Here is a 19,744-nt window from a genome sequence, read left to right as displayed (position 1 = left end):
TTGCAATTGGGTGCCTTAAGATTACCGGTATGACGGGTAACCCACAGACAAATTCTCCTTCCACCGGCCGGGCGCCCGACAATGCCCACAATTCAGCCGCCGGTTCGGGTGCACGGGCCGGCCTCCGCACCGCGGTCGAACTAGGCCTCCCCAGCACGATCGCTGACCTGTGCGCGCTGGTGCGCATTCCATCGGTGTCCTGGGCAGCATTTGATCCCGCACACGTCGCCGCGAGTGCCGACGCCGTCGCGGCGCTGGTGCGCGGGCTTGACGTCTTCGAGTCGGTCGATATCGTCCAGGCCGGCATTGGGCCGAGCAGCACCGGCAGCGGCACGGAGCTGGGGCAGCCGGCGATATTGGCGTCGCGCGCAGCCCGCCATGGCCGGCCGACGGTTTTGCTCTATGCCCACCACGACGTACAGCCCCCAGGCAAGGACGAAGATTGGGAGTCCGATCCGTTTACGCCTACGGTGCGCGGAGACCGCCTGTACGGGCGAGGAGCTGCCGACGACAAGGCCGGCGTCATGGCCCACGTCGCGTCCATCCGCGCTCTCGTCGCGGCAGTCGGTCCCGACTTCGACCTGGGAATAGCACTGTTTATCGAGGGGGAAGAGGAATTCGGCAGCCGCTCTTTTGCCACTTTCCTCGATGAGAACCGCGAGGCCCTGCGCGGAGACGTGATCATCGTGGCCGATTCGAACAACTGGGACATCAACACGCCCGCCATAACGACGGCCCTTCGCGGTAATGTCACACTCCGGCTGACCGTGCGCACCCTCGCGCACGCCTCACACTCCGGCATGTTCGGCGGAGCAGTCCCCGATGCCATGCTCGCCACCATCAAGCTGCTCTCCACCCTCTATCACGAAGACGGTTCGGTGTCCGTCGCCGGCCTCACCAGCATCGATGTTCCTACCCCGGGTTATTCGGAGGATCAGCTGCGGGCAGAAACTGGCCTATTGCCCGGCGTCAGCCCGATCGGCCACGGCTCTATCCTGAGCCGAATCTGGTCGCAGCCAGCTCTCACAGTGACGGGAATCGACGCTCCGACCGTCGACAACGCCTCCAATACACTCACCCCGGCGGTGACGGTTCGGCTCAGCACGCGGATCGCCCCCGGACAATCCGCCGTGCACGCCGCCACAGCGATTGAGACGCACCTTCGGGAGAACGCGCCGTTCGGCGCGGTTGTTGAGATCGACGATGTGGATACCGGCGAGCCCTTTCTCGTTGATACCAGCGGATGGGCCGTGACCGAGGCTCGTTCCGCCATGACGGATGCCTGGGGTGTTCCTCCAGTCGACATCGGTGTCGGTGGGTCAATCCCGTTTATCGCCGATCTGGTGCGGGTCTTTCCGGCCGCCCAGATTCTCGTGACCGGGGTCGAAGACCCGGATTCCCGGGCCCACAGCCCGAATGAGTCTCTGCACCTGGGCGTCTTCAAACGGGCCGTACTGAGCGAGGCCTTCCTGCTGGGCAGCTTGAATGACCGCACCGGCCACTGAGTAAACACCGCGTCAGCGAACGAAGATCAGAGGAATTCCGACAGCGAGGGAATGCCCCCGGCGACTTTATGGTTGACGAAGGTAGGATTTATGACATCGCAATCTATGAGATCGCACCGTGCGTGACTGCGTAAACCGAGGAGAAGCATGACCGACACCATGACCGAAACAGTCAGCACTGCTGACACCGCCCATGTCCCAGCTGCTGCGCATGGCGTCGGACTCACCGATACGGCCGCGCTCAAGGTCCGCAGCCTGCTGACTCAGGAAGGACGCGAAGACCTTCGTCTGCGCGTCGCCGTCCAGCCCGGCGGTTGCTCCGGCCTGATCTACCAGCTCTACTTCGACGAGCGCATGCTCGAGGGTGACGCCGTCGTTGATTTCGATGGAGTGGGCGTCGTCGTCGACAAGATGAGCGTTCCCTATCTTGACGGAGCCTCAATCAATTTCGAGGACACGATCGAGAAGCAGGGCTTCACCATCGACAACCCAAACGCTGGCGGCAGCTGCGCCTGTGGAGACTCTTTCCACTAACAGAAAGTGCTTCAGCGGGCGTTCGTCCCGGACTGATCACGGGGACATCATCATCTCGATGATGTCCCCGTTTTTTTCTGCCCAAAATTCCCCGAATCATCCGAATTAGTACCGTCACGAGACAGTCATTCGAACAAATCGTGTATGACCCGCCCCGGAGTGCACTTCGCGTGCGCTCTCGCGGAGTAAGCTAGGAATCGATCAAAGCGCTTCCAGAGAAGCGTCCTCGAATCTCCCGAAAGGTCCCCCGGTGCGCAATAATCACCGCCTTCGTTGGGCTGCCATCCCGCTCGCAGCGACGTTAGCCGTTGTACTGGCAGGATGCACGCAAGCCCAGCTCCACGGTTTCCTGCCCGGTTTTGAAGAAGAGGGCGAAACGGCGGTGACCAATCACACCGACCGTATCGCGGGTCTATGGACCACTTCCTGGATCGTGCTCCTGATCGTGGGTCTCATCACGTGGGGTCTCATTATCTGGACGATCGTCGTGTATCGACGTCGGAAGGGCCAGACCGGCCTCCCGGTTCAGCTGCGGTACAACATGCCGATCGAAATCTTCTACACCGTCGTACCGCTCATCCTCGTCATCGGCTTCTTCGCCTTCACTGTGCGCGACCAAGTCGCCATCGAGGCGCGCTATGACAATCCCGATGTGACTATTGGAGTTCAAGCCAAGCAGTGGGCTTGGGACTTCAACTACGTTGACGAAAACGTCTACTCGCCCGGCATTCAGGGCCAGCTTGATCCCAACGGCGAAACCGGTGCGATCAATCAGTCGGAACTTCCCGTTCTGGTGCTTCCGGTCAATAAGACCATTGAAATAGCACTCGAATCCCGCGACGTCATCCACTCCTTCTGGGTCATCGACTTCCTGTACAAGAAAGACATCATTCCGGACCGGACCAACTACATGTCGGTCACCCCGGAGCGCATCGGGACGTTCGCGGGCAAGTGTGCCGAGCTCTGCGGTGAATACCACTCCCTCATGCTCTTCAACGTCAAGGTCGTCTCGCAATCTGACTACGACACGTACATCGCGTCCCTGCGTACTGCGGGTAACGTCGGCCAACTCGACAACCAGTTCGACCGCAATCAGAATCAGCCGGGTACCAGTGCCCCGACGGCTCCGGAGGGCAACTAAGCCATGACTACGACCATCGCACCTCCCGAGTCACGCCCAGCCGCACCGGTCTCGACGTCGGCAGAGCGCAAGGGCAACGTGCTTGTCAGGTGGATAACTTCCACTGACCATAAGGTCATCGGGTACATGTACCTGATTACTTCCTTCATCTATTTCTGCCTCGGTGGCGTCATGGCACTCATTATTCGTGCCCAGCTGTTCGCTCCCGGGCTCGACGTGGTGCAGACGAAGGAACAGTACAACCAGCTCTTCACGATGCACGGCACGATTATGCTCCTGATGTTTGCAACGCCGCTCTTCTTCGGCTTTGCAAACTTCTTGATCCCCTTGCAAATCGGCGCTCCCGACGTTGCTTTCCCCAGGCTCAATGCGCTCGCCTACTGGTTCTTCAACTTCGGAAGCCTCATCGCCGTGGCCGGGTTCCTCACCCCTCAGGGCGCGGCATCCTTTGGCTGGTTCGCCTACCAGCCGCTAGCCAGCACCACGTTCTCGCCGGGAGTTGGTGGGAACCTGTGGATGGTCGGGCTCGGGCTTTCCGGATTCGGCACCATTCTCGGTTCCGTGAACTTCATCACGACCATCATCACCATGCGCGCTCCGGGCATGACGATGTGGCGGATGCCGGTATTCACGTGGAACACCCTCATCACGTCCCTGCTCGCACTCATGGTTTTCCCGGTTCTTGCGGCTGCCATGCTTGCTGCCGCGTCCGACCGCATCTTCGGATCGCACATCTACGACCCCGCAAACGGCGGCGCCATCCTCTGGCAACACTTGTTCTGGTTCTTCGGTCATCCCGAGGTCTACATCATCGCACTGCCATTCTTCGGCATCGTCTCCGAGGTCTTCCCGGTCTTCAGCCGCAAGCCGATGTTCGGCTACAAAACGCTCATTTACGCGACCATTTCGATCGCGGCCCTATCTGTATCGGTCTGGGCGCACCACATGTACGTCACCGGTTCGGTGCTGCTCCCGTTCTTCTCGCTCATGACCATGCTTATCGCCGTGCCGACCGGGGTGAAGATCTTCAACTGGATCGGCACCATGTGGCGAGGATCGATCACTTTCGAAACACCCATGATCTGGGCCATCGGCTTTCTTGTTACGTTCACCTTCGGTGGACTCACGGGTGTCATCCTGGCATCGCCGCCGCTCGACTTCCACGTGTCGGACACGTACTTCGTCGTCGCGCACTTCCACTACGTGGTCTTCGGCACCGTGGTCTTTGCAATGTTCAGTGGGTTCTACTTCTGGTGGCCCAAGTGGACCGGCAAGATGCTCAACGAAAGCCTTGGAAAATGGCACTTCTGGCTGCTCTTCATCGGTTTCCACACCACCTTCCTCATCCAGCACTGGCTCGGTGTCATGGGGATGCCTCGCCGATATGCAACGTATTCACCGGAAGACGGTTTCACCTGGATGAACCAGGTGTCCACCGTCGGTGCAATGGTCCTTGCCGTTTCGATGATTCCGTTCTTCCTGAACGTGTACATCACGGCGCGCAAGGCCCCGTTGGTAACCGTGAACGACCCGTGGGGCTATGGCTCATCACTGGAGTGGGCAACTTCCTGCCCGCCCCCACGCCACAACTTCACGTCTATTCCTCGAATCCGCTCTGAGCGGCCGGCGTTCGACTTGAACCACCCCGAAGCCGGCCTACCCGTCGGCATCGGCCCGGGTAAAGATGCCCCCGACGCGTCGGTTTACGACATCGACTCGAATCGGGTTAAATAAATGAAAACCAATGCAAACCTTCTCTGGGTCCTCACCGTATTCTTCGTCATCGTGACGTTTGTATACATTGTGTGGAACCTGTTGGACCACGGCGCGGTCGAGTGGGCGGGTACATTCATGCTCGGCCTGACGGCAGTGCTCATGGCATTCGTCGCCTTCTACCTCGGTAAAGTACATGCAGCTCAAGGTGGTGAGCTACCGGAAGACCGTCTCGATGGCAATATCGATGATGGTGATCCAGAGATGGGCTTCTTTAGCCCCTGGAGCTGGTGGCCCATTTTCCTGGCAGCATCAACGGCCCTGCTCTTCCTCGGTTTGGCCGTCGGCTACTGGATTTGCTTCATCGGTTTGGGTATCGGCCTCGTGGCCCTTAGCGGCTGGGTTTACGAGTACTACCGCGGTATGTTCGCTCGCTGAGCACACGACACATTCGATACCGATCTTCCTTATGGAAGGTCGGTATCGTCGTTTAACGTGTCGGTAGCATCACGTCACGCGCACGTCCGGTGCCGGGGGACAGGTGTGACGCTCGGTCTGGCGATCCTTGAATGGCTCAAGGCCGGGTATCCGAAACTTCTCTCCGCCGCAGGCGACACGCCGTTACGGATGTCGGCTCAGTCGCTTGGTGCGGAGTGTGGCGGTCAATTCTGCACGGAGACCGGGTTGTGTCTGCACGTACAGCGCGCTGTGGACGGTCTCGTGTGTTACCTGCAGGTGCTCGTTCACCCAGTCGCGGCCGGCGTGTTCGAGCGAATACGAGACGCTCAGCTGGGGCCGCGCGGTATCCGCTCGAGCCGCCATTGCGCAGTAGTTCTCGCCAAACGGTGGAAACGGGCCCGTCCACTTCGGCGGCGATCGGCGGCAGCGACCGATGTTCGGCAAGACGGCGCGAGATGCTCTCGCGTCCACCGACGACAAACGCAACGCCGATCGTGGCACCGTCACCCGTGGCTCCGTCCCGGCCGACTGCTTGAGCCACATCCCTTGAGCCATGTCAGCGCTTGAGCCATGTCAGCGCTTGAGCCACAGACAGGCAGTAGACCTGAACATACCGGTCAGTGCTGCGGATTGTCTCAGTGATGTACCCGACGCCCACGCCGTGAAGAACGCCATCCGTTGCTCCGGTGGCTGTGGTTTCCGTCCCCTTTTCACTCCTCCGACTACTAAGCACATTAGGAGGCCGCTCGGCCACACCGTTGCAGCGACACTTTGAAACTCTCGGCGATACTGGCCCTATTTTCAGTCGGCGTTAACAGACCTCGATGCCGCGGCCCGCCTCGTGATCAAGCCGCGACGTCGTGCCCGAGATGGCAGCATAATCGCCCTAAAGCCGGCAGAACCTGTCATAACTCATCACCGCCTGCGCTTGACCGGATGCGCTTGACCGGATGCGCCAACTTATTCTTGATGCGGTACCTAACCACTTCAATCGCCCAACCGGGCGATGGCGCCCACCCGCACAACAGGTGGAACCCACGAAAACCACTATTTCCTCAGCGTCGCCGAAAGCCAAAAATATCGAACGCGAACGTGACGACTCGATCCATTCCCACCGGGTCCACCCCGGCCGAGCCCGCGTGATGCGCGGATGGACCCATGCCAATGAGCGACGTCACCTCCGAAGGCGTCAGCTCAACGGTACGGCCGAGCTGTTCGTGCATCTCGAGACTAAACCAGGCGGCGAGACTAGCCGTCAAATGAGCAGCCTTATCAGCTTGCATTTCTACAGCGAGGCCCGACTCCCGAAGCTCTTGCAGATGGCTCGGTTGTGGAACGACGACCAGCAACAAACCATCCGCTCGAAGCACGCGGGCGAATTCGGCCGCATTGCGCGGAGAAAAAATGTTCAGAATGATATCCGCGGCGCCATCGCGCACAGGGAGCGGCGACCACACATCCGCTACTAGCCCCTCAATGCGATCACGCGACCGGATGGTACGGCCCACGGCAGTGGGGGAGAGGTCCATTCCCAGCGCCCGTACATCGTCTCCTGAGGGCAGCGCCGCCCCTAGATAGTAGCCCGTACCGCAGCCCACATCGAGGATGTACTTGGGCGCCTCATCGGCCACGATGTGCCGGATGGCGTCACGGAGTGGTGCGTACCACCCCGCGACGAGAAACCTATCTCGGGCGTCCAGCATGGCGGCGCTATCACCAATGAATTTACGCGGTCCGGCAAGCAGGTTGACAAAGCCTCGCCTATTCACGTCGAAGGAATGCCCGTTGTCACAGTCCAGCAAAAGCTCGCCGCTGCGACGTAACGGCAGAAAACAGTTCGGGCACCGAAGCCACTCCGATAGCGTCTGGAGTGACATCGATGCCCGATCTGCTGGGTGTGATTTACTTATCAGTGATTTCTGCAGGGTGATCGCCGTGGGCCCGACTCAGTTCTGTCTGCGTGACCGGAGTGATCCGGTCCTCGAAGAACCAGCGGGACAGGCCTGCACGTACCTTCTCGACCGGCCCGATCTTACCTTGGGCATTGGGTCGCAGCATAAGCGGCTTGAAGTCGCTGTAACTGACCAACTTCCAGCGCTCGTACTCATCAACGGGCTGGTGCACCTCGACGAACTCGCCGCCGGGAAGCCGAACGATCCGACCTGATTCATAACCGTGCAGCACGATTTCACGGTCCTTCTTCTGCAAGGCCAGGCAAACCCGCTTGGTGATGAAGAAGGCGAGGAACGGGCCGAGCAACGTGGTCACCTGGAGCGTGTGGATGACACCTTCCATAGTGAGGTGGAAGTGCGTCGCCATGATGTCCGACGAGGCTGCTGACCAGAGCGACGCGTAAAATGTCACACCAGCCGCGCCGATAGCGGTGCGGGTTGGAGCGTTACGCGGACGATCGAGAACGTGGTGTTCCCGCTTGTCTCCGGTGATCCACGCTTCAATGAAGGGGTAGACCATAACGGTCACGATGAACAGACCCACCACAATCAGTACGACCATGATGTTGAGCGAGTAGGTGTGGTTGAGCCAGACGAACTCCCAACCGCTCGGAATCAAACGCATGGCGCCGTCGGCGAAGCCGATGTACCAGTCGGGCTGGGTACCCGCCGACACCGGTGAAGGGTCGTACGGTCCGTAATTCCAGATCGGATTGATCGTGAACAGCGACGCGATGAGCATGACGACACCGAAAACGATGAAGAAGAACCCGCCAGCCTTGGCGGCGTACACCGGGAGGACAGGGTAACCGACCACGTTCTGGTTGGTGTGGCCAGCTGCCGGGTACTGCGTGTGCTTGTGCACGACGACGAACAGGAGGTGCATGGCAATCAGCGCGACAATGATGGCCGGCAGCAGCAAGATGTGCAGCGAGTACAGCCGACCGACGATGTCAGTGCCAGGGAATTCTCCACCGAAGAGCAAGAATGAGACCCAGGTTCCCACAACCGGAATACCCTTGATCAGGCCATCGATGATCCGCAGGCCGTTACCCGAGAGCAAATCGTCGGGAAGAGAGTAGCCGGTGAAACCTTCGGCCATGGCCAGAATGAAGAGGATGAAACCGATCACCCAGTTGAGCTCACGCGGTTTCCGGAACGCACCCGTGAAGTAGATGCGCAGCATGTGCAACCCGATGGCTGCAACGAAGAGCAGCGCTGCCCAATGGTGGACCTGACGCATGAGAAGGCCACCGCGAATGTCAAACGAGATATCCATTGTGGACGACATTGCAACGGACATCGGAATGCCCTTGAGTGGGGCATACGAACCGTCATAGACGACTTCGGCCATCGATGCCTGGTAAAAGAATGTCAGGAATGATCCCGACAGCAGGATGATGACAAAGCTGTACAGCGCCACTTCTCCTAAGAGAAACGACCAGTGGTCAGGGAAAATCTTGCGACCAAGTTCCTTGACTGCGCCCGAAATGCTCGTTCGTTCGTCAATGTAGTTGGCCGCGGAGGCGGTGAAACCTCCAGACTTCTTCGCCCCGACGGCTTGGTCATCAGCGGACTCGCGGGTGATTATCGTTGTCATGCTCGCTCCCAGAAACTCGGGCCGACTGGTTCAGTAAAATCGCTTTGCGCGATTAGGTAGCCCTCAGCGTCCACGGCAATCGGGAGCTGCGGTAGTGCCCGCTTGGCCGGTCCGAAGATGACCTTGCAGTGGTTCTCAACGTCAAACTGCGACTGGTGGCACGGGCAAAGCAGGTGGTGCGTTTGCTGTTCATAAAGTGCGACCGGGCAGCCAACGTGGGTGCAGATCTTAGAGTATGCAACGATGCCATCATACGACCAAGACTTGCGGTCTTCCTGCTCGATGAGGTCACTTGGATCCATTCGAATGAGCAGAACAGCGGCTTTAGCCTTCTCTTCCAAACGACCGTGGCCCATTTCGGACAAGCCCTCGGGAATGACGTGGAACGACGATCCGAGCGTGACGTCCGCTGCTTTGATAGGGGTTCCACTCGGGTCCATCGTGAGACGGACGCCTTTTTTCCACAGGGTCTCGTGGAGCAGGGCTACCGGGTCCTGGTCCATTGGGCCAAGGCCACGAAACAAGACGACGGCCGGCAGCGGGAAGACGACGAGGGCACCGATCAGGCTGTTCCGAATGAGCGTACGGCGGCCAAAGCCTGATTCCTCATTGGCCTGCTGAAAGATCTCGACGGCGCGGGCACGAACCGGTTCAGTTCCCCGAACGGGATGGCGTTCGTCAACACCCTCGTGATCGCTCATCAGGGCCTTGCCCCAGTGCACGGCTCCGATACCGATCGCCAACAGGGCGAGAGTGAGGCCGAGTCCGATGAAAAGATTGTTCAGTCGTACGGATCCGGGATCCTCGGCAACGATCGGAAAAGCCATGTACGCGGCGATCGCGAAAACACTACCCACGATGGACACGTAGAACAGCGTATAGACGGTGCGCTCAGCCTTGCGTTCTTCCTTGTGATCAAGGTCGGTGATACGCGGGCGGTGCGGCGGGAACCCTGGATTGACCAGGGCATCCCGTGTAACGACGGCTGTGCTTGCGGCGGATGTCGCGAGCTGCGCGCCAGGCGAGTCGGCGGCGGTTACGTCTTCCGCGCCGTTATCGTCCTTGGCCATTGTTCTCCTTTGTGGGCTGTGTAAATGCTGTGCACTGTGGTGCTCCGTGGCGTCCGATCGATTCCGAACGTCACGTCAAGACCGAAAAACGCGGCCTAGTTTGATTTCGCGGTGATCCACACGGTGAGGGCCACGATTGCACCCAGGCCAAAGATCCAGATGAAGAGGCCTTCCGCTACCGGCCCCAAAGACCCGAGAGCCAATCCGCCTGGAGACGGGTTGTCCTCGACGTACTTCAGGTAGGTGATAATGTCCCGCTTGTCTTCAGGCGTCATGTTCATATCGTTGAAGACCGGCATGTTTTGCGGGCCGGTAAGCATGGCCTCGTAGATGTGCTGGGCCGATACGTTCTCGATCGCGGGGGCAAACTTACCTTCGGTCAACGCGCCACCGGCACCGGCAACGTTGTGGCACATGGCGCAGTTAATGCGAAAGAGTTCGGCACCCGCCGAAGCATCTCCGGAAGCTTTGACCAAGTCGGCGGAGGGAATGGCAGGGCCGGGAGCAAGCGAAGCGACGTAAGCGGCCAGCGCGGCGGTCTGCTCGGCGGTGAACTGAACCGGCTTCTTCTGTGCCTGCGGACCTTGCATCTGCATCGGCATGCGACCGGTACCGACCTGGAAGTCAACCGAGGCTGCTCCAACTCCGATCAGGCTGGGACCTTCTGACGATCCCTGAGCACTAAGCCCATGGCATGTGGCGCAGTTGGCAGCGAAGAGCTTTTCACCCTGGTCGATGGTCTGCTGGGAGGAGGCATCCGTTGTCGCAACGGCAGTGCTGGTGCTGAAGGCGACATAGGCGCCTCCAGTGAAGAGCAGTCCGACGGCAATGAGCGCGACACTGGCGAGAGGATTGCGACGTCCGGTTTTGTGTGGCCGACGTGCGCGAGGGGTTTTGATCTTGGTCATGCTGAAGTAGTCCGCTCCCGTTTCTAAGTATTAATTCTATTTAAGAACGTAGATGACCAGGAAGAGCCCGATCCAGACGACGTCGACGAAGTGCCAGTAGTAAGAGACCACGATGGCACTGGTGGCTTCCTTGTGGCCGAAGTTCTTGACCGCGAAGCCGCGCCCAATGACAAGAAGGAAGGCGAGTAGGCCAGCGGTCACGTGAATCCCGTGGAAGCCAGTCGTGATGTAGAACGCCGAACCGTAGGCGTTCGATGAAAGGGAAACACCCTCTGAGACCAAAGTGGCATATTCGAACACTTGGCCGGTGACGAAGATCGCACCCAAGGCATAGGTGAGGAAGAACCACTCGACCATGCCCCACTCACTCGGCTTCCAACCGGTAGAACGCGCCTGCAGCCGTTCAGCGGCAAACACTCCGAATTGGCAGGTCACCGAGGACGACACCAAGATCAGCGTGTTGATCAACGCGAAGGTGACGTTGTGCTTGTCGGCCTCGAAAAGCCAGAGCTCGGAGGAGGTTGAACGCAGCGTGAAGTAGATTGCGAACAGACCCGCGAAAAACATCACCTCGCTGCCCAACCACACAATGGTGCCCACAGCCACGCTGTTGGGCCGGTTCACGACGGGCGCACTCGCCGTCTGAGTAATTGAGGTGCTGGTCACCCTTCTATTATGGCCGATAATCCCACAGGTTTTTCTCATTCGGGCGTGTAATTGAGAGTTTCTACCCGCTGGGAGTCTGCTAATTCAGCGCACGAACGGCGTAAATTCGGGGGAGTTGCGCTCGTTCTCCTATGATCGGAATCATGCTTGAATCGCAGTCTTGGCCTAACATACTGAATTCCCTCTTGGAGGGACGGGATCTGAGCGTGGCGGATGCTGCCTGGAGCATGGAACAGATCATGCTCGGGGAGGCTTCCCCGTCCCAACTCGGCGCTTTCCTAGTGGCGCTGCGTGCAAAAGGGGAGACCGTCGACGAAATTGTTGGATTTCGTGATGCAATTCTCGAGCAGGCGGTTGCCCTGCCGGTCAACCCCATGGCCCTCGACATCGTTGGAACCGGGGGCGACAAGTTCAATACCGTTAACATTTCGACCATGGCCTCGATCGTCTGCGCGGCAGCGGGTGTGCCGGTAGTCAAGCACGGTAACCGCGCCGCCAGTTCCGCTTCCGGATCGTCCGACGTTCTCGGAGAATTGGGGATTGACCTGTCGCGGGACGCGACGCGTGTGGCCCAGGTATTCAAGGAGACCGGGATCACCTTTGCCTTTGCTGCGGCTTTTCATCCTGGTTTTCGCCACGTGGCCCTAACTCGCAAAGAGTTGGGTATTCCCACCGTATTCAACTACCTCGGTCCACTGTGCAATCCGGCGCGGCCCGAGGCATCCGCCGTCGGCGTGGCCGACCTTGATCGGGTGCCGCTCTTCGTTGGGGTGTTTCAAACTCGCGGTGCAACGGCCCTGGTCTTTCGGGGGGATGATGGCCTCGACGAAATGACGACAACCGGGCACAGCCACGTTTGGGAAGTGTCGCGCGGCCTGGTGACCGAACACGACATCGACCCGCGGGACCTCGGCATCCATCGAGCACAGATTCGCGATCTGGTCGGCGGTTCGCCTCAGCACAACGCGGATGTCGTGCACTCCGTCCTCGCCGGAGAGCCTGGTCCCATTCGCGACATTGTTTTGCTCAATGCCGCAGCCGGGTTGGTGGCCTTCGACCTGGCCAATGACGCGTCTCAAGTGCAAGTGGCGATATTGGACCGCTTCCGCAATAAGGTGGCCGTGGCCGCCGAAGCCATTGACTCCGGTGTGGCCACGGCCAAATTATCAGCGTGGATTGCGGCAACCGAGGCCTGAAATCGAGGCCGCCGTGCGGTTGAGGCTCACTAGAGAACGTCCTCGTCGACCCACCCGAAAGTCTTCGTGACCGCTTTTTTCCAGTTGCGCAGCTGGCGGTTGCGTTCGGTTGAGTCCATCTGTGGCGTCCACCGGCTGTCTTCCTGCCAGTTGGTGCGCAGTTCGTCGAGCCCCGCCCAGAAGCCCACCGCGAGACCAGCAGCATAGGCTGCACCCAACGCTGTCGTTTCCGCAACGACTGGGCGAACCACGGGAACGCCGAGGATGTCCGCCTGAAACTGCATGAGGAGGTTGTTGGCGATCATCCCGCCGTCGACCTTGATCTCCGTGAGGGGAACACCCGAGTCAGCATTGACCGCATCGATGACCTCCCGCGTCTGGAACGCCGTCGCTTCCAATGCTGCGCGTGCTATGTGGCCTCTGTTTACAAATCGGGTGAGACCGACCAAGGCACCGCGCGCGTCGGAGCGCCAGTACGGCGCAAACAATCCCGAAAACGCTGGTACAAAGTATGCACCGCCGTTGTCATCGACGGTTTTTGCCAGATCCTCAATCTCGGAGGCCGAGCTGATCATGCCAAGATTGTCGCGCATCCACTGCACCAAGGCGCCCGTCACGGCGATGGATCCCTCCAGGGCGTAGTGCGGGGCATCGTCGCCGAGTTTGTACCCCACAGTCGTGAGAAGTCCGTTCTTGGAATGCACAATCTCGGTACCCGTGTTGAAGATCAGGAAATTCCCGGTGCCGTACGTGTTTTTGGCTTCGCCTTGGTCAAACGCCGCCTGACCAAAGGTCGCGGCCTGCTGGTCACCGAGGATGCCGGCGATGGGAACCTCACGCAGCAGGCTCGAGGTGTGTGCGGTGCCGTACACCTCCGACGACGATCGGATCGAGGGCAGCATCGACTTGGGCACGTCGAAAATAGCGAGAATCTCGTCGTCCCATTGCAAGGTTTCCAGATCCATGAGCAGGGTACGGCTAGCGTTGGTAACGTCGGTAGCGTGTACGCCGCCGTCCACTCCGCCGGTGAGGTTCCACAACACCCAGGAGTCCGTTGTTCCAAAGAGCAGGTCGCCGGCATCGGCCTTGGCCCTGGCGCCTTCGACGTTCTCCAGGATCCATACTATTTTCGTGCCGGAGAAGTAGGTGGCCAAGGGCAACCCAACCTTTTTCTTGAACCGTTCGACGCCTCCGTCGCCGGCGAGGCGGTCGACGATGGGCTGGGTGCGGGTGTCCTGCCACACGATCGCGTTGTAGACGGGAACACCGGTCGTCTTGTCCCACACCACGGCTGTTTCTCGCTGGTTTGTGATGCCGATGGCCCTGATGTCGTGCCGTGTGAGGTTCGCCTTGGACAATGCCTGCCCGATCACTTCGCGGGTGTTGTCCCAAATTTCTTTCGGGTCGTGTTCAACCCAGCCGGCCTGGGGAAAAATCTGTTCGTGTTCGAGTTGCCCGGTCGACACGATTGATCCGGCCCTGTCAAAGATAATGGCCCGAGAACTGGTCGTTCCCTGGTCGATCGCGAGAATGTAATCAGTCATTGCTGCGTGTCCTCCCTGTGCGTGTGTGTGAAGTTCAGCTGTGGTCGCATGACAACGGGCCCATCCGTTCACGGGACGGGCCCGTTCGTTCGTTCAAATCAAGTGGCCAACAAGGGCAGCAGAATCAGCGCAGCCCAGCCGGCGAGCAGGCCACCGATGATTGGCCCGACGACGGGCACCCAGGAGTAGGCCCAGTCAGAGCTTCCCTTGCCTTTGATCGGCAGGATGAAGTGGGCGATGCGTGGACCGAGGTCCCGAGCCGGATTGATGGCGTAACCGGTCGGACCACCGAGGGAAGCGCCGATCGCAATAACCAGGATGGCGACGGGAAGCGCCCCGAGACTCGCCAAACCGCCACTGACTCCCTGCCGGTCCCCACCGAAGGCGATAACGACGAAAACCAGCACGAAGGTGCCGATGATCTCGGTGACCAGGTTCCAGCCGTACGAGCGGATGGCTGGCCCGGTCGAGAAGACCCCGAGTTTGTTAGCCGGGTCTGGTTCGGCGTCGAAGTGCTGTTTGTAAGCAAGCCAGCAGGCGATGGCACCGAGAATGGCGCCGAGCATTTGGGCCCCGATGTAGACCAACACGGAGACCGGGTTGATGGGAACTCCCATCCCGAAGCTCTCCGCGTTGTTGGCGACGAGACCTAGAGTAACGGCCGGGTTAAGGTGCGCCCCCGAGCGGTAGGCGACGATGACACCGGCGAACACCGCAAAGCCCCAGCCGATGGTCACCATGAGGAACCCACCTCCGAGGCCCTTGTTTTTGGCCAAAGCGACGTTGGCAACCACGCCGGTTCCGAGGAGAACCAGCATCGCAGTGCCCACGACCTCCGAGACGAATACAGCTCCGATATTTTCCACGAGAACCTTTCTGGTCAGGCAAGGGATGCTGCAGCTCCCCTCTGCGGTGAGCGGACGGACATAACATAGCGCGGGGCGTCACGAAGGGGAATAGGCCAGGCGAGTTCGCCCTGACTCTTACTGATCGTGGTAAGACCGCGTATGTTGGGCGTGGGAAAATGCGCTTGGGCGAAGCACCCGAATGAATCCGTGGCACCACCGAGTGAATGGCTGGTCATGAAGAAGCTCATCAACGATCCGAAGAATGTCGTCAATGAGGCCGTCGCCGGGTTCGAGGTGGCGCACGCCGACATTGTGCGGGTCTCGCACGATCCGGTTTTCATTGTGCGCGCGGATGCGCCGCTGCGCGGCAAGGTCGGAATCGTCAGTGGAGGCGGCAGCGGACACGAACCAATGCACGGAGGATTTGTCGGATTCGGAATGCTGGATGCCGCCGTTCCCGGTCCCGTTTTCACCTCGCCAACACCGGACCCCATCCTGGCAGCGACACAGGCCGTCGACGGTGGAGCGGGAGTGCTCCACATCGTCAAGAACTACACCGGCGACGTGCTGAATTTTGAGACCGCTGCTGATCTTGCAGCCGCTGATGGCATCCAGGTTCGCACGGTCATCATCAATGACGATGTCGCCGTCAAAGACTCGCTGTACACGGCCGGGCGCCGCGGGGTTGCCGGAACGGTCCTCGTTGAGAAGATTGCCGGAGCTGCCGCTGAGCGCGGAGATGACCTGGATGCCGTGGTCGCCGTGGCCGAGAAGGTGAATTCCCGCGTGCGCACCATGGGCGTCGCACTCACCCCGTGCGTCGTGCCGCACGCGGGGGAACCGAGTTTCACCCTGGCCGACGATGAAATCGAAATCGGCATTGGCATCCACGGCGAGCCGGGGCGAGCGCGGATCAAGCTCGAGCCCGCCAACGCCATCGTGGACCGGCTACTCGGCCCCATTCTCGAGGACCTGCCATTTGCCAGCGGCGACAAGGTGCTCCTGCTCGTCAACGGTATGGGCGGCACACCACAGATTGAGCTGTACATCGTGTTCCGCCGGGCCGCCGAAGTTCTGCAGGAGCGCGGCATCGCAGTCGCCCGGAGCCTGGTCGGCAATTACACGACGAGCCTCGAGATGGCGGGAGCATCGATCTCCGTTCTGAAACTCGACGACGAGCTCACGGCACTGTGGGACGCACCGGTGCAGACGTCCGCGCTACGGTGGGGACGGTAGAAGGAGATTCAATGACCCCCAACGACGAACCTGGCGCAGTTGTCGGTGACGCCGCCCTCGCCAACGCAGCGCTCCGGCTGGACGCTGGCTGGACTATTCGCTGGATTCGGCGAAGCGCCGAGGTACTCGCAGTCAACCGTGCCGCCCTGAACACCCTCGACCGCGACATCGGCGACGGCGACCACGGGGAGAACATGGATCGTGGATTTCAGGCGATCCTGCCCAAGCTCGAAGAACTTACCGACGAGACAACGCCCGGGGCCGTGTTGAAACTCGTCGCCACAACCCTGATCTCAACGGTGGGCGGCGCTGCCGGTCCGTTGTACGGCACAGCCTTTCTCAAAGCCGCCGGTGCTGTCGGGGCGGCGCAATCGTTGGATGCGACCGCACTGGTCGCCCTGCTGACGGCGGCGCGGGACGGCATCGTGCTGCGGGGCAAAGCAGTGGAGGGTGATAAGACTATGATCGACGCCTGGACGCCGGCGGTGAACGCGGCGTCGGCCGCGCAGACGGCGGGCTCACCCGTTGGCACCGTCCTGATGGCCGCAGCAGACGCTGCAGCGCAAGGCGCGCAGTCTACCGAGCCACTGGTAGCACGCAAGGGACGGGCGAGTTATCTCGGAGAGCGAGCGATCGGCCACCGAGACCCGGGCTCCCAGTCGACGTCATTGCTGCTGCGCGCCGCGGCCGACCTGATGTCGCAACGTTGATGGCGGTGGTATCCGCTAAACGAGTTGGTATCATTTTCGTTTCGCACAGCGAGAAGATCGCGACGGGCTTAGTCGAACTGGCGCGTCAAATGGCACCGACGGTGCGTCTTGTCGCCGCGGGTGGAACAGATTCCGGTGGAATCGGTACGAGCTTTGAGAAGATCAGCGCCGGAATCAGCGCCGCGAACGCTGGTGCCGGGGTGGTGATCTTGTGCGATCTCGGTTCGGCCATCCTGACCGCGGAAACAGTGCGCGATTTTCTCGAGGAGGCCGAGCAAGACCAGGTGCGAATTGTCGACGCGCCCTTCGTCGAAGGTGGGGTGGCTGCGGCGGTGGCCGCAGAAACCGGGGGAGACCTCGACGAGGTAGTGGCGGCGGCGCAGTCAGCGCTGCATGTGATGAGTGAAGCCACGCCGGCGATCCGGCCTCCCGTTGCGACCGGGGTGTCACGCACGGTGATCCTCATCAACAAGGACGGTCTTCACGCACGGCCAGCCGCAGAATTCGTCAACCTCGCGAGCACATTCTCAGTTCCGATCAGCGTGAACGGCACGGACGCCCGCAGTCTGCTGAGCATCATGTCGCTCGGCCTGGCCCGGGGGAGCAGCGTGCAACTCACGTCGACAGACCCCGCGGCTGGACCGGCGATCAACGCCCTCGCGGACTTGCTGGAATCAGGCTTCGGCGAGCAGTGAGCCGTCGTCGCTTACTTGAGGAAAACTCCTAGCAGTTCCGTGTCTTATTGTCCAATCCGGCGTATCGTAATGGCATGATTCAGGACAGGAACACCTCAAAAGGTTCGGAAGAGCCCGCCACGACCAATGCACAGGCGTGCCCCATCTGCGGCCATGCCATGCACGAACACACCATTGATCATTCCACCCGAAATACCGTGGTCAACTGCCCGGTTGCCCATCCGGGAGCGTGGGACCGCGATGCCTTCGAACCGGTCAATGAATTTGGCATGGTCATACACCAGACACGTACCTAACTCGTCAGGGCAACTTGGCGCCGCGGGAGTGCGGGACAAACGGCCCAGAACCGGGCGAAATGATCGGCCGGGCGCGATCGAGGCCGTCTCGCGTAGCACGTCAGGTACGTAAATCCATCTTCGGCCCCAGCCATTTCGATTGAGGAAGCCCGCTGTCGCAGGCTACGGTGCGAGGCCCAGTTGTTCGAGCATGCCCTGTTGGTCGCTGCTGCCCCACCGCTCTACAAGTTTCTCGTTCTCGAACCGGCTGATCTGCATGCCACGGACCGACATCGTTTTACCGCTGGCGGAGTGGCCCATGAAGGGCCCCTGGTGGGTACCGGTGAGCGTATAGGCAAATGCGACGTCGGTGTCGTTTGCGACAAGGCGCTCGACTTCGATGTGCAGGTCCGGGAAAGCGGCAATCATCTCGCCGAAGAATGCTTTGTAGCCTGCTGGGCCCGGGCCTTGACCTGGCGCAGGGTCGTTATCGACTGCATCTTCGGCCACGAGGTCGTCCAGAAGATCAAGTTCTCCGCTGTTCACGGCTTCACCGAACTTCTGCTGTGCGGCGATATTCGCATCTTTACTCATGTGTTCACTCTTTTCGTGGGGTTTGACATGGATTGTTCTATGTAGGTGTTGGGTGGCCGAACCCCGGCTAACGCTCAGCGTTTCGCCGGCAGCAGGAGCTATAGGATCAGGCCGAAAAAAGCGTCAGCTCCTGCACGCTGCCGCACGGCCACGACCCCAAAAGAGACGACGAGGATTTGCGCGTTGGATTCTGCCCGCCAGCGCGCACCCTTTTCGGTTTCGCTATTTGGCGAGGAAGGCGAGTACGTGCCGGTTCCATTCCTCCCGATGTGAAACGGTCAGACCGTGCGGGGCACCTTCGATCACCACGAGTTCGCTGTCGGAAATGGCTGCGTGAGTACGCTTTCCACTGACCTCGAATGGCACGATCGTGTCGGAGTCGCCGTGTATTACCAAGGTCGGTACGGTAATTTTCGACAGATCATCGCGGAAGTCTGTCGTAGCGAATGCGGCCGTGCAGTCGAGTGTGCCTTTAGGCGAGGCCATTTCGGCCAGATTACGGTTGTACGCAATTTGCTCGGAACTGACCTTCGGCTTATTGACCAACGAGGGCTTTCCGGCAGTGAAGAACATCTGAACAAATTCATGCAGGAATGCCGGGCGGTCTTCGGTCAAGCCGTCGTGAAACCACTGTGCCAGTTCGGCATCGACACCTCCATCAGGATTATCATCCGATTTCCAGAGGTACGGCGGTACTGCGCTGGCGAAGACGAGCTTCGCGATGCGGTCGGTGCCGTATGTTCCCACGTAACGAGCGACCTCGCCGCCACCCATTGAAAATCCAATAAGAGTGACGTCTCGCAGGTCGAGGGCATCAAGAACGGCCTTCAAGTCGGCGGCAAACGTGTCATAGTCGTACCCGTTCCACGGCTGAGATGACTGGCCGAACCCGCGGCGATCGTATGTGATGACTCTGCAACCGGCGTCGACCAGCGCGGGTACCTGACCTTCCCAGGACCTGCTGCTGAGTGGCCAGCCGTGAATCAGTACAACGGGCTTGCCGGCACCGACGTCTTGATAGTGCAGTTCGACATCAGGCCCGTTTTGACCAGGGACGGTAATGAAAGGCATGGGCTCTCCTCGCAATCGTTGATGGTT

Annotated in this window: 19 protein-coding genes and 1 pseudogene; 10 read left to right on the top strand and 10 right to left on the bottom strand. The window is 60.1% G+C overall.

Annotation, left to right across the window (positions count from 1 at the left end):
- Window positions 1-29 precede the first annotated feature (29 nt).
- The 5 genes from E3T38_RS10950 to E3T38_RS10930 all read left to right on the top strand — a co-directional run bounded on the left by E3T38_RS10950 (window position 30) and on the right by E3T38_RS10930 (window position 5,331).
- Window positions 30-1,505: a dipeptidase gene (locus E3T38_RS10950; RefSeq protein WP_134548229.1), complete on the top strand. Its 1,476-nt coding sequence runs from the start codon at window positions 30-32 to the stop codon at window positions 1,503-1,505.
- A 147-nt stretch (window positions 1,506-1,652) separates the two neighbouring features.
- Window positions 1,653-2,039, top strand: coding sequence for an iron-sulfur cluster assembly accessory protein (locus tag E3T38_RS10945; RefSeq protein WP_134548228.1), 387 nt, complete (start codon window positions 1,653-1,655; stop codon window positions 2,037-2,039).
- A gap of 250 nt (window positions 2,040-2,289) precedes the next feature.
- Complete coding sequence (gene coxB / locus E3T38_RS10940) at window positions 2,290-3,180, top strand: cytochrome c oxidase subunit II (RefSeq protein WP_134548227.1); 891 nt, start codon at window positions 2,290-2,292, stop codon at window positions 3,178-3,180.
- 3 nt (window positions 3,181-3,183) lie between these two features.
- Entirely contained in the window at window positions 3,184-4,914 is a 1,731-nt protein-coding gene (gene ctaD / locus E3T38_RS10935; RefSeq protein ID WP_134548226.1) for a cytochrome c oxidase subunit I, read from the top strand.
- A complete protein-coding gene (locus E3T38_RS10930; RefSeq protein ID WP_134548225.1) occupies window positions 4,915-5,331 on the top strand; it encodes a cytochrome c oxidase subunit 4 in 417 nt (138 codons plus the stop codon).
- Between the two features lie 1,076 nt (window positions 5,332-6,407).
- Here the strand turns inward: E3T38_RS10930 and E3T38_RS10925 are convergent.
- The 6 genes and pseudogenes from E3T38_RS10925 to E3T38_RS10905 all read right to left on the bottom strand — a co-directional run bounded on the left by E3T38_RS10925 (window position 6,408) and on the right by E3T38_RS10905 (window position 11,587).
- Window positions 6,408-7,055 (bottom strand): methyltransferase domain-containing protein, encoded by a 648-nt coding sequence (locus E3T38_RS10925; RefSeq protein WP_166805498.1) that lies wholly within the window; start codon window positions 7,053-7,055, stop codon window positions 6,408-6,410.
- Window positions 7,056-7,103: 48 nt separating this feature from the next.
- A pseudogene (locus tag E3T38_RS17520) lies at window positions 7,104-7,229 on the bottom strand (putative RNA methyltransferase); the annotation flags it as partial.
- A gap of 25 nt (window positions 7,230-7,254) precedes the next feature.
- Window positions 7,255-8,904, bottom strand: a complete 1,650-nt coding sequence (locus E3T38_RS10920; protein WP_134548223.1) for a ubiquinol-cytochrome c reductase cytochrome b subunit — start codon at window positions 8,902-8,904, stop codon at window positions 7,255-7,257.
- Window positions 8,901-9,974 (bottom strand): ubiquinol-cytochrome c reductase iron-sulfur subunit, encoded by a 1,074-nt coding sequence (locus tag E3T38_RS10915; RefSeq protein ID WP_134548222.1) that lies wholly within the window; start codon window positions 9,972-9,974, stop codon window positions 8,901-8,903. The genes E3T38_RS10920 and E3T38_RS10915 overlap by 4 nt, the downstream gene beginning before the upstream one ends.
- 95 nt (window positions 9,975-10,069) lie before the next feature.
- Window positions 10,070-10,882 (bottom strand): c-type cytochrome, encoded by an 813-nt coding sequence (locus E3T38_RS10910; protein ID WP_134548221.1) that lies wholly within the window; start codon window positions 10,880-10,882, stop codon window positions 10,070-10,072.
- A gap of 36 nt (window positions 10,883-10,918) precedes the next feature.
- A complete protein-coding gene (locus E3T38_RS10905; RefSeq protein ID WP_134548220.1) occupies window positions 10,919-11,587 on the bottom strand; it encodes a heme-copper oxidase subunit III in 669 nt (222 codons plus the stop codon).
- A gap of 104 nt (window positions 11,588-11,691) precedes the next feature.
- Between E3T38_RS10905 and trpD the strand changes: the two genes are divergently transcribed.
- On the top strand, window positions 11,692-12,744 hold the full coding sequence (trpD, locus tag E3T38_RS10900; RefSeq protein WP_134548219.1) for an anthranilate phosphoribosyltransferase: 1,053 nt from the start codon (window positions 11,692-11,694) through the stop codon (window positions 12,742-12,744).
- A gap of 29 nt (window positions 12,745-12,773) precedes the next feature.
- On the opposite strand, the gene glpK is transcribed toward trpD, so the two are convergent.
- Both glpK and E3T38_RS10890 read right to left on the bottom strand, forming a co-directional pair.
- The gene (glpK, locus tag E3T38_RS10895; RefSeq protein WP_134548218.1) at window positions 12,774-14,288 is read right to left on the bottom strand and encodes a glycerol kinase GlpK; all 1,515 of its coding nucleotides are present in this window, start codon (window positions 14,286-14,288) and stop codon (window positions 12,774-12,776) included.
- A 98-nt stretch (window positions 14,289-14,386) separates the two neighbouring features.
- Complete coding sequence (locus E3T38_RS10890; protein ID WP_134548217.1) at window positions 14,387-15,154, bottom strand: MIP/aquaporin family protein; 768 nt, start codon at window positions 15,152-15,154, stop codon at window positions 14,387-14,389.
- A 216-nt stretch (window positions 15,155-15,370) separates the two neighbouring features.
- On the opposite strand from E3T38_RS10890, the gene dhaK reads away from it, so the two are divergent.
- From dhaK to E3T38_RS10870, 4 genes are all read left to right on the top strand, one after another.
- Window positions 15,371-16,372 (top strand): dihydroxyacetone kinase subunit DhaK, encoded by a 1,002-nt coding sequence (gene dhaK, locus E3T38_RS10885; protein WP_134548279.1) that lies wholly within the window; start codon window positions 15,371-15,373, stop codon window positions 16,370-16,372.
- A gap of 11 nt (window positions 16,373-16,383) precedes the next feature.
- The gene (gene dhaL / locus E3T38_RS10880; RefSeq protein WP_134548216.1) at window positions 16,384-17,082 is read left to right on the top strand and encodes a dihydroxyacetone kinase subunit DhaL; all 699 of its coding nucleotides are present in this window, start codon (window positions 16,384-16,386) and stop codon (window positions 17,080-17,082) included.
- Window positions 17,082-17,777: a dihydroxyacetone kinase phosphoryl donor subunit DhaM gene (gene dhaM / locus E3T38_RS10875; protein ID WP_134548215.1), complete on the top strand. Its 696-nt coding sequence runs from the start codon at window positions 17,082-17,084 to the stop codon at window positions 17,775-17,777. Before dhaL ends, dhaM begins: the two co-directional genes overlap by 1 nt.
- Window positions 17,778-17,851: 74 nt before the next feature.
- Window positions 17,852-18,073 carry a hypothetical protein gene (locus tag E3T38_RS10870; protein WP_134548214.1) on the top strand — a complete coding sequence of 74 codons (222 nt, stop codon included), beginning with the start codon at window positions 17,852-17,854 and terminating at the stop codon, window positions 18,071-18,073.
- A gap of 162 nt (window positions 18,074-18,235) precedes the next feature.
- On the opposite strand, the gene E3T38_RS10865 is transcribed toward E3T38_RS10870, so the two are convergent.
- Complete coding sequence (locus E3T38_RS10865; protein WP_134548213.1) at window positions 18,236-18,646, bottom strand: ester cyclase; 411 nt, start codon at window positions 18,644-18,646, stop codon at window positions 18,236-18,238.
- A 222-nt stretch (window positions 18,647-18,868) separates the two neighbouring features.
- The gene (locus tag E3T38_RS10860) at window positions 18,869-19,717 is read right to left on the bottom strand and encodes an alpha/beta fold hydrolase (protein ID WP_134548212.1); all 849 of its coding nucleotides are present in this window, start codon (window positions 19,715-19,717) and stop codon (window positions 18,869-18,871) included.
- Window positions 19,718-19,744 lie beyond the last annotated feature (27 nt).

It is taken from the genome of Cryobacterium sp. Hb1, assembly GCF_004403585.1.
In the GTDB taxonomy this organism is placed as follows: Bacteria; Actinomycetota; Actinomycetes; order Actinomycetales; family Microbacteriaceae; genus Cryobacterium; species Cryobacterium lyxosi.
This window is presented reverse-complemented; position numbering and strand designations above follow the sequence as displayed.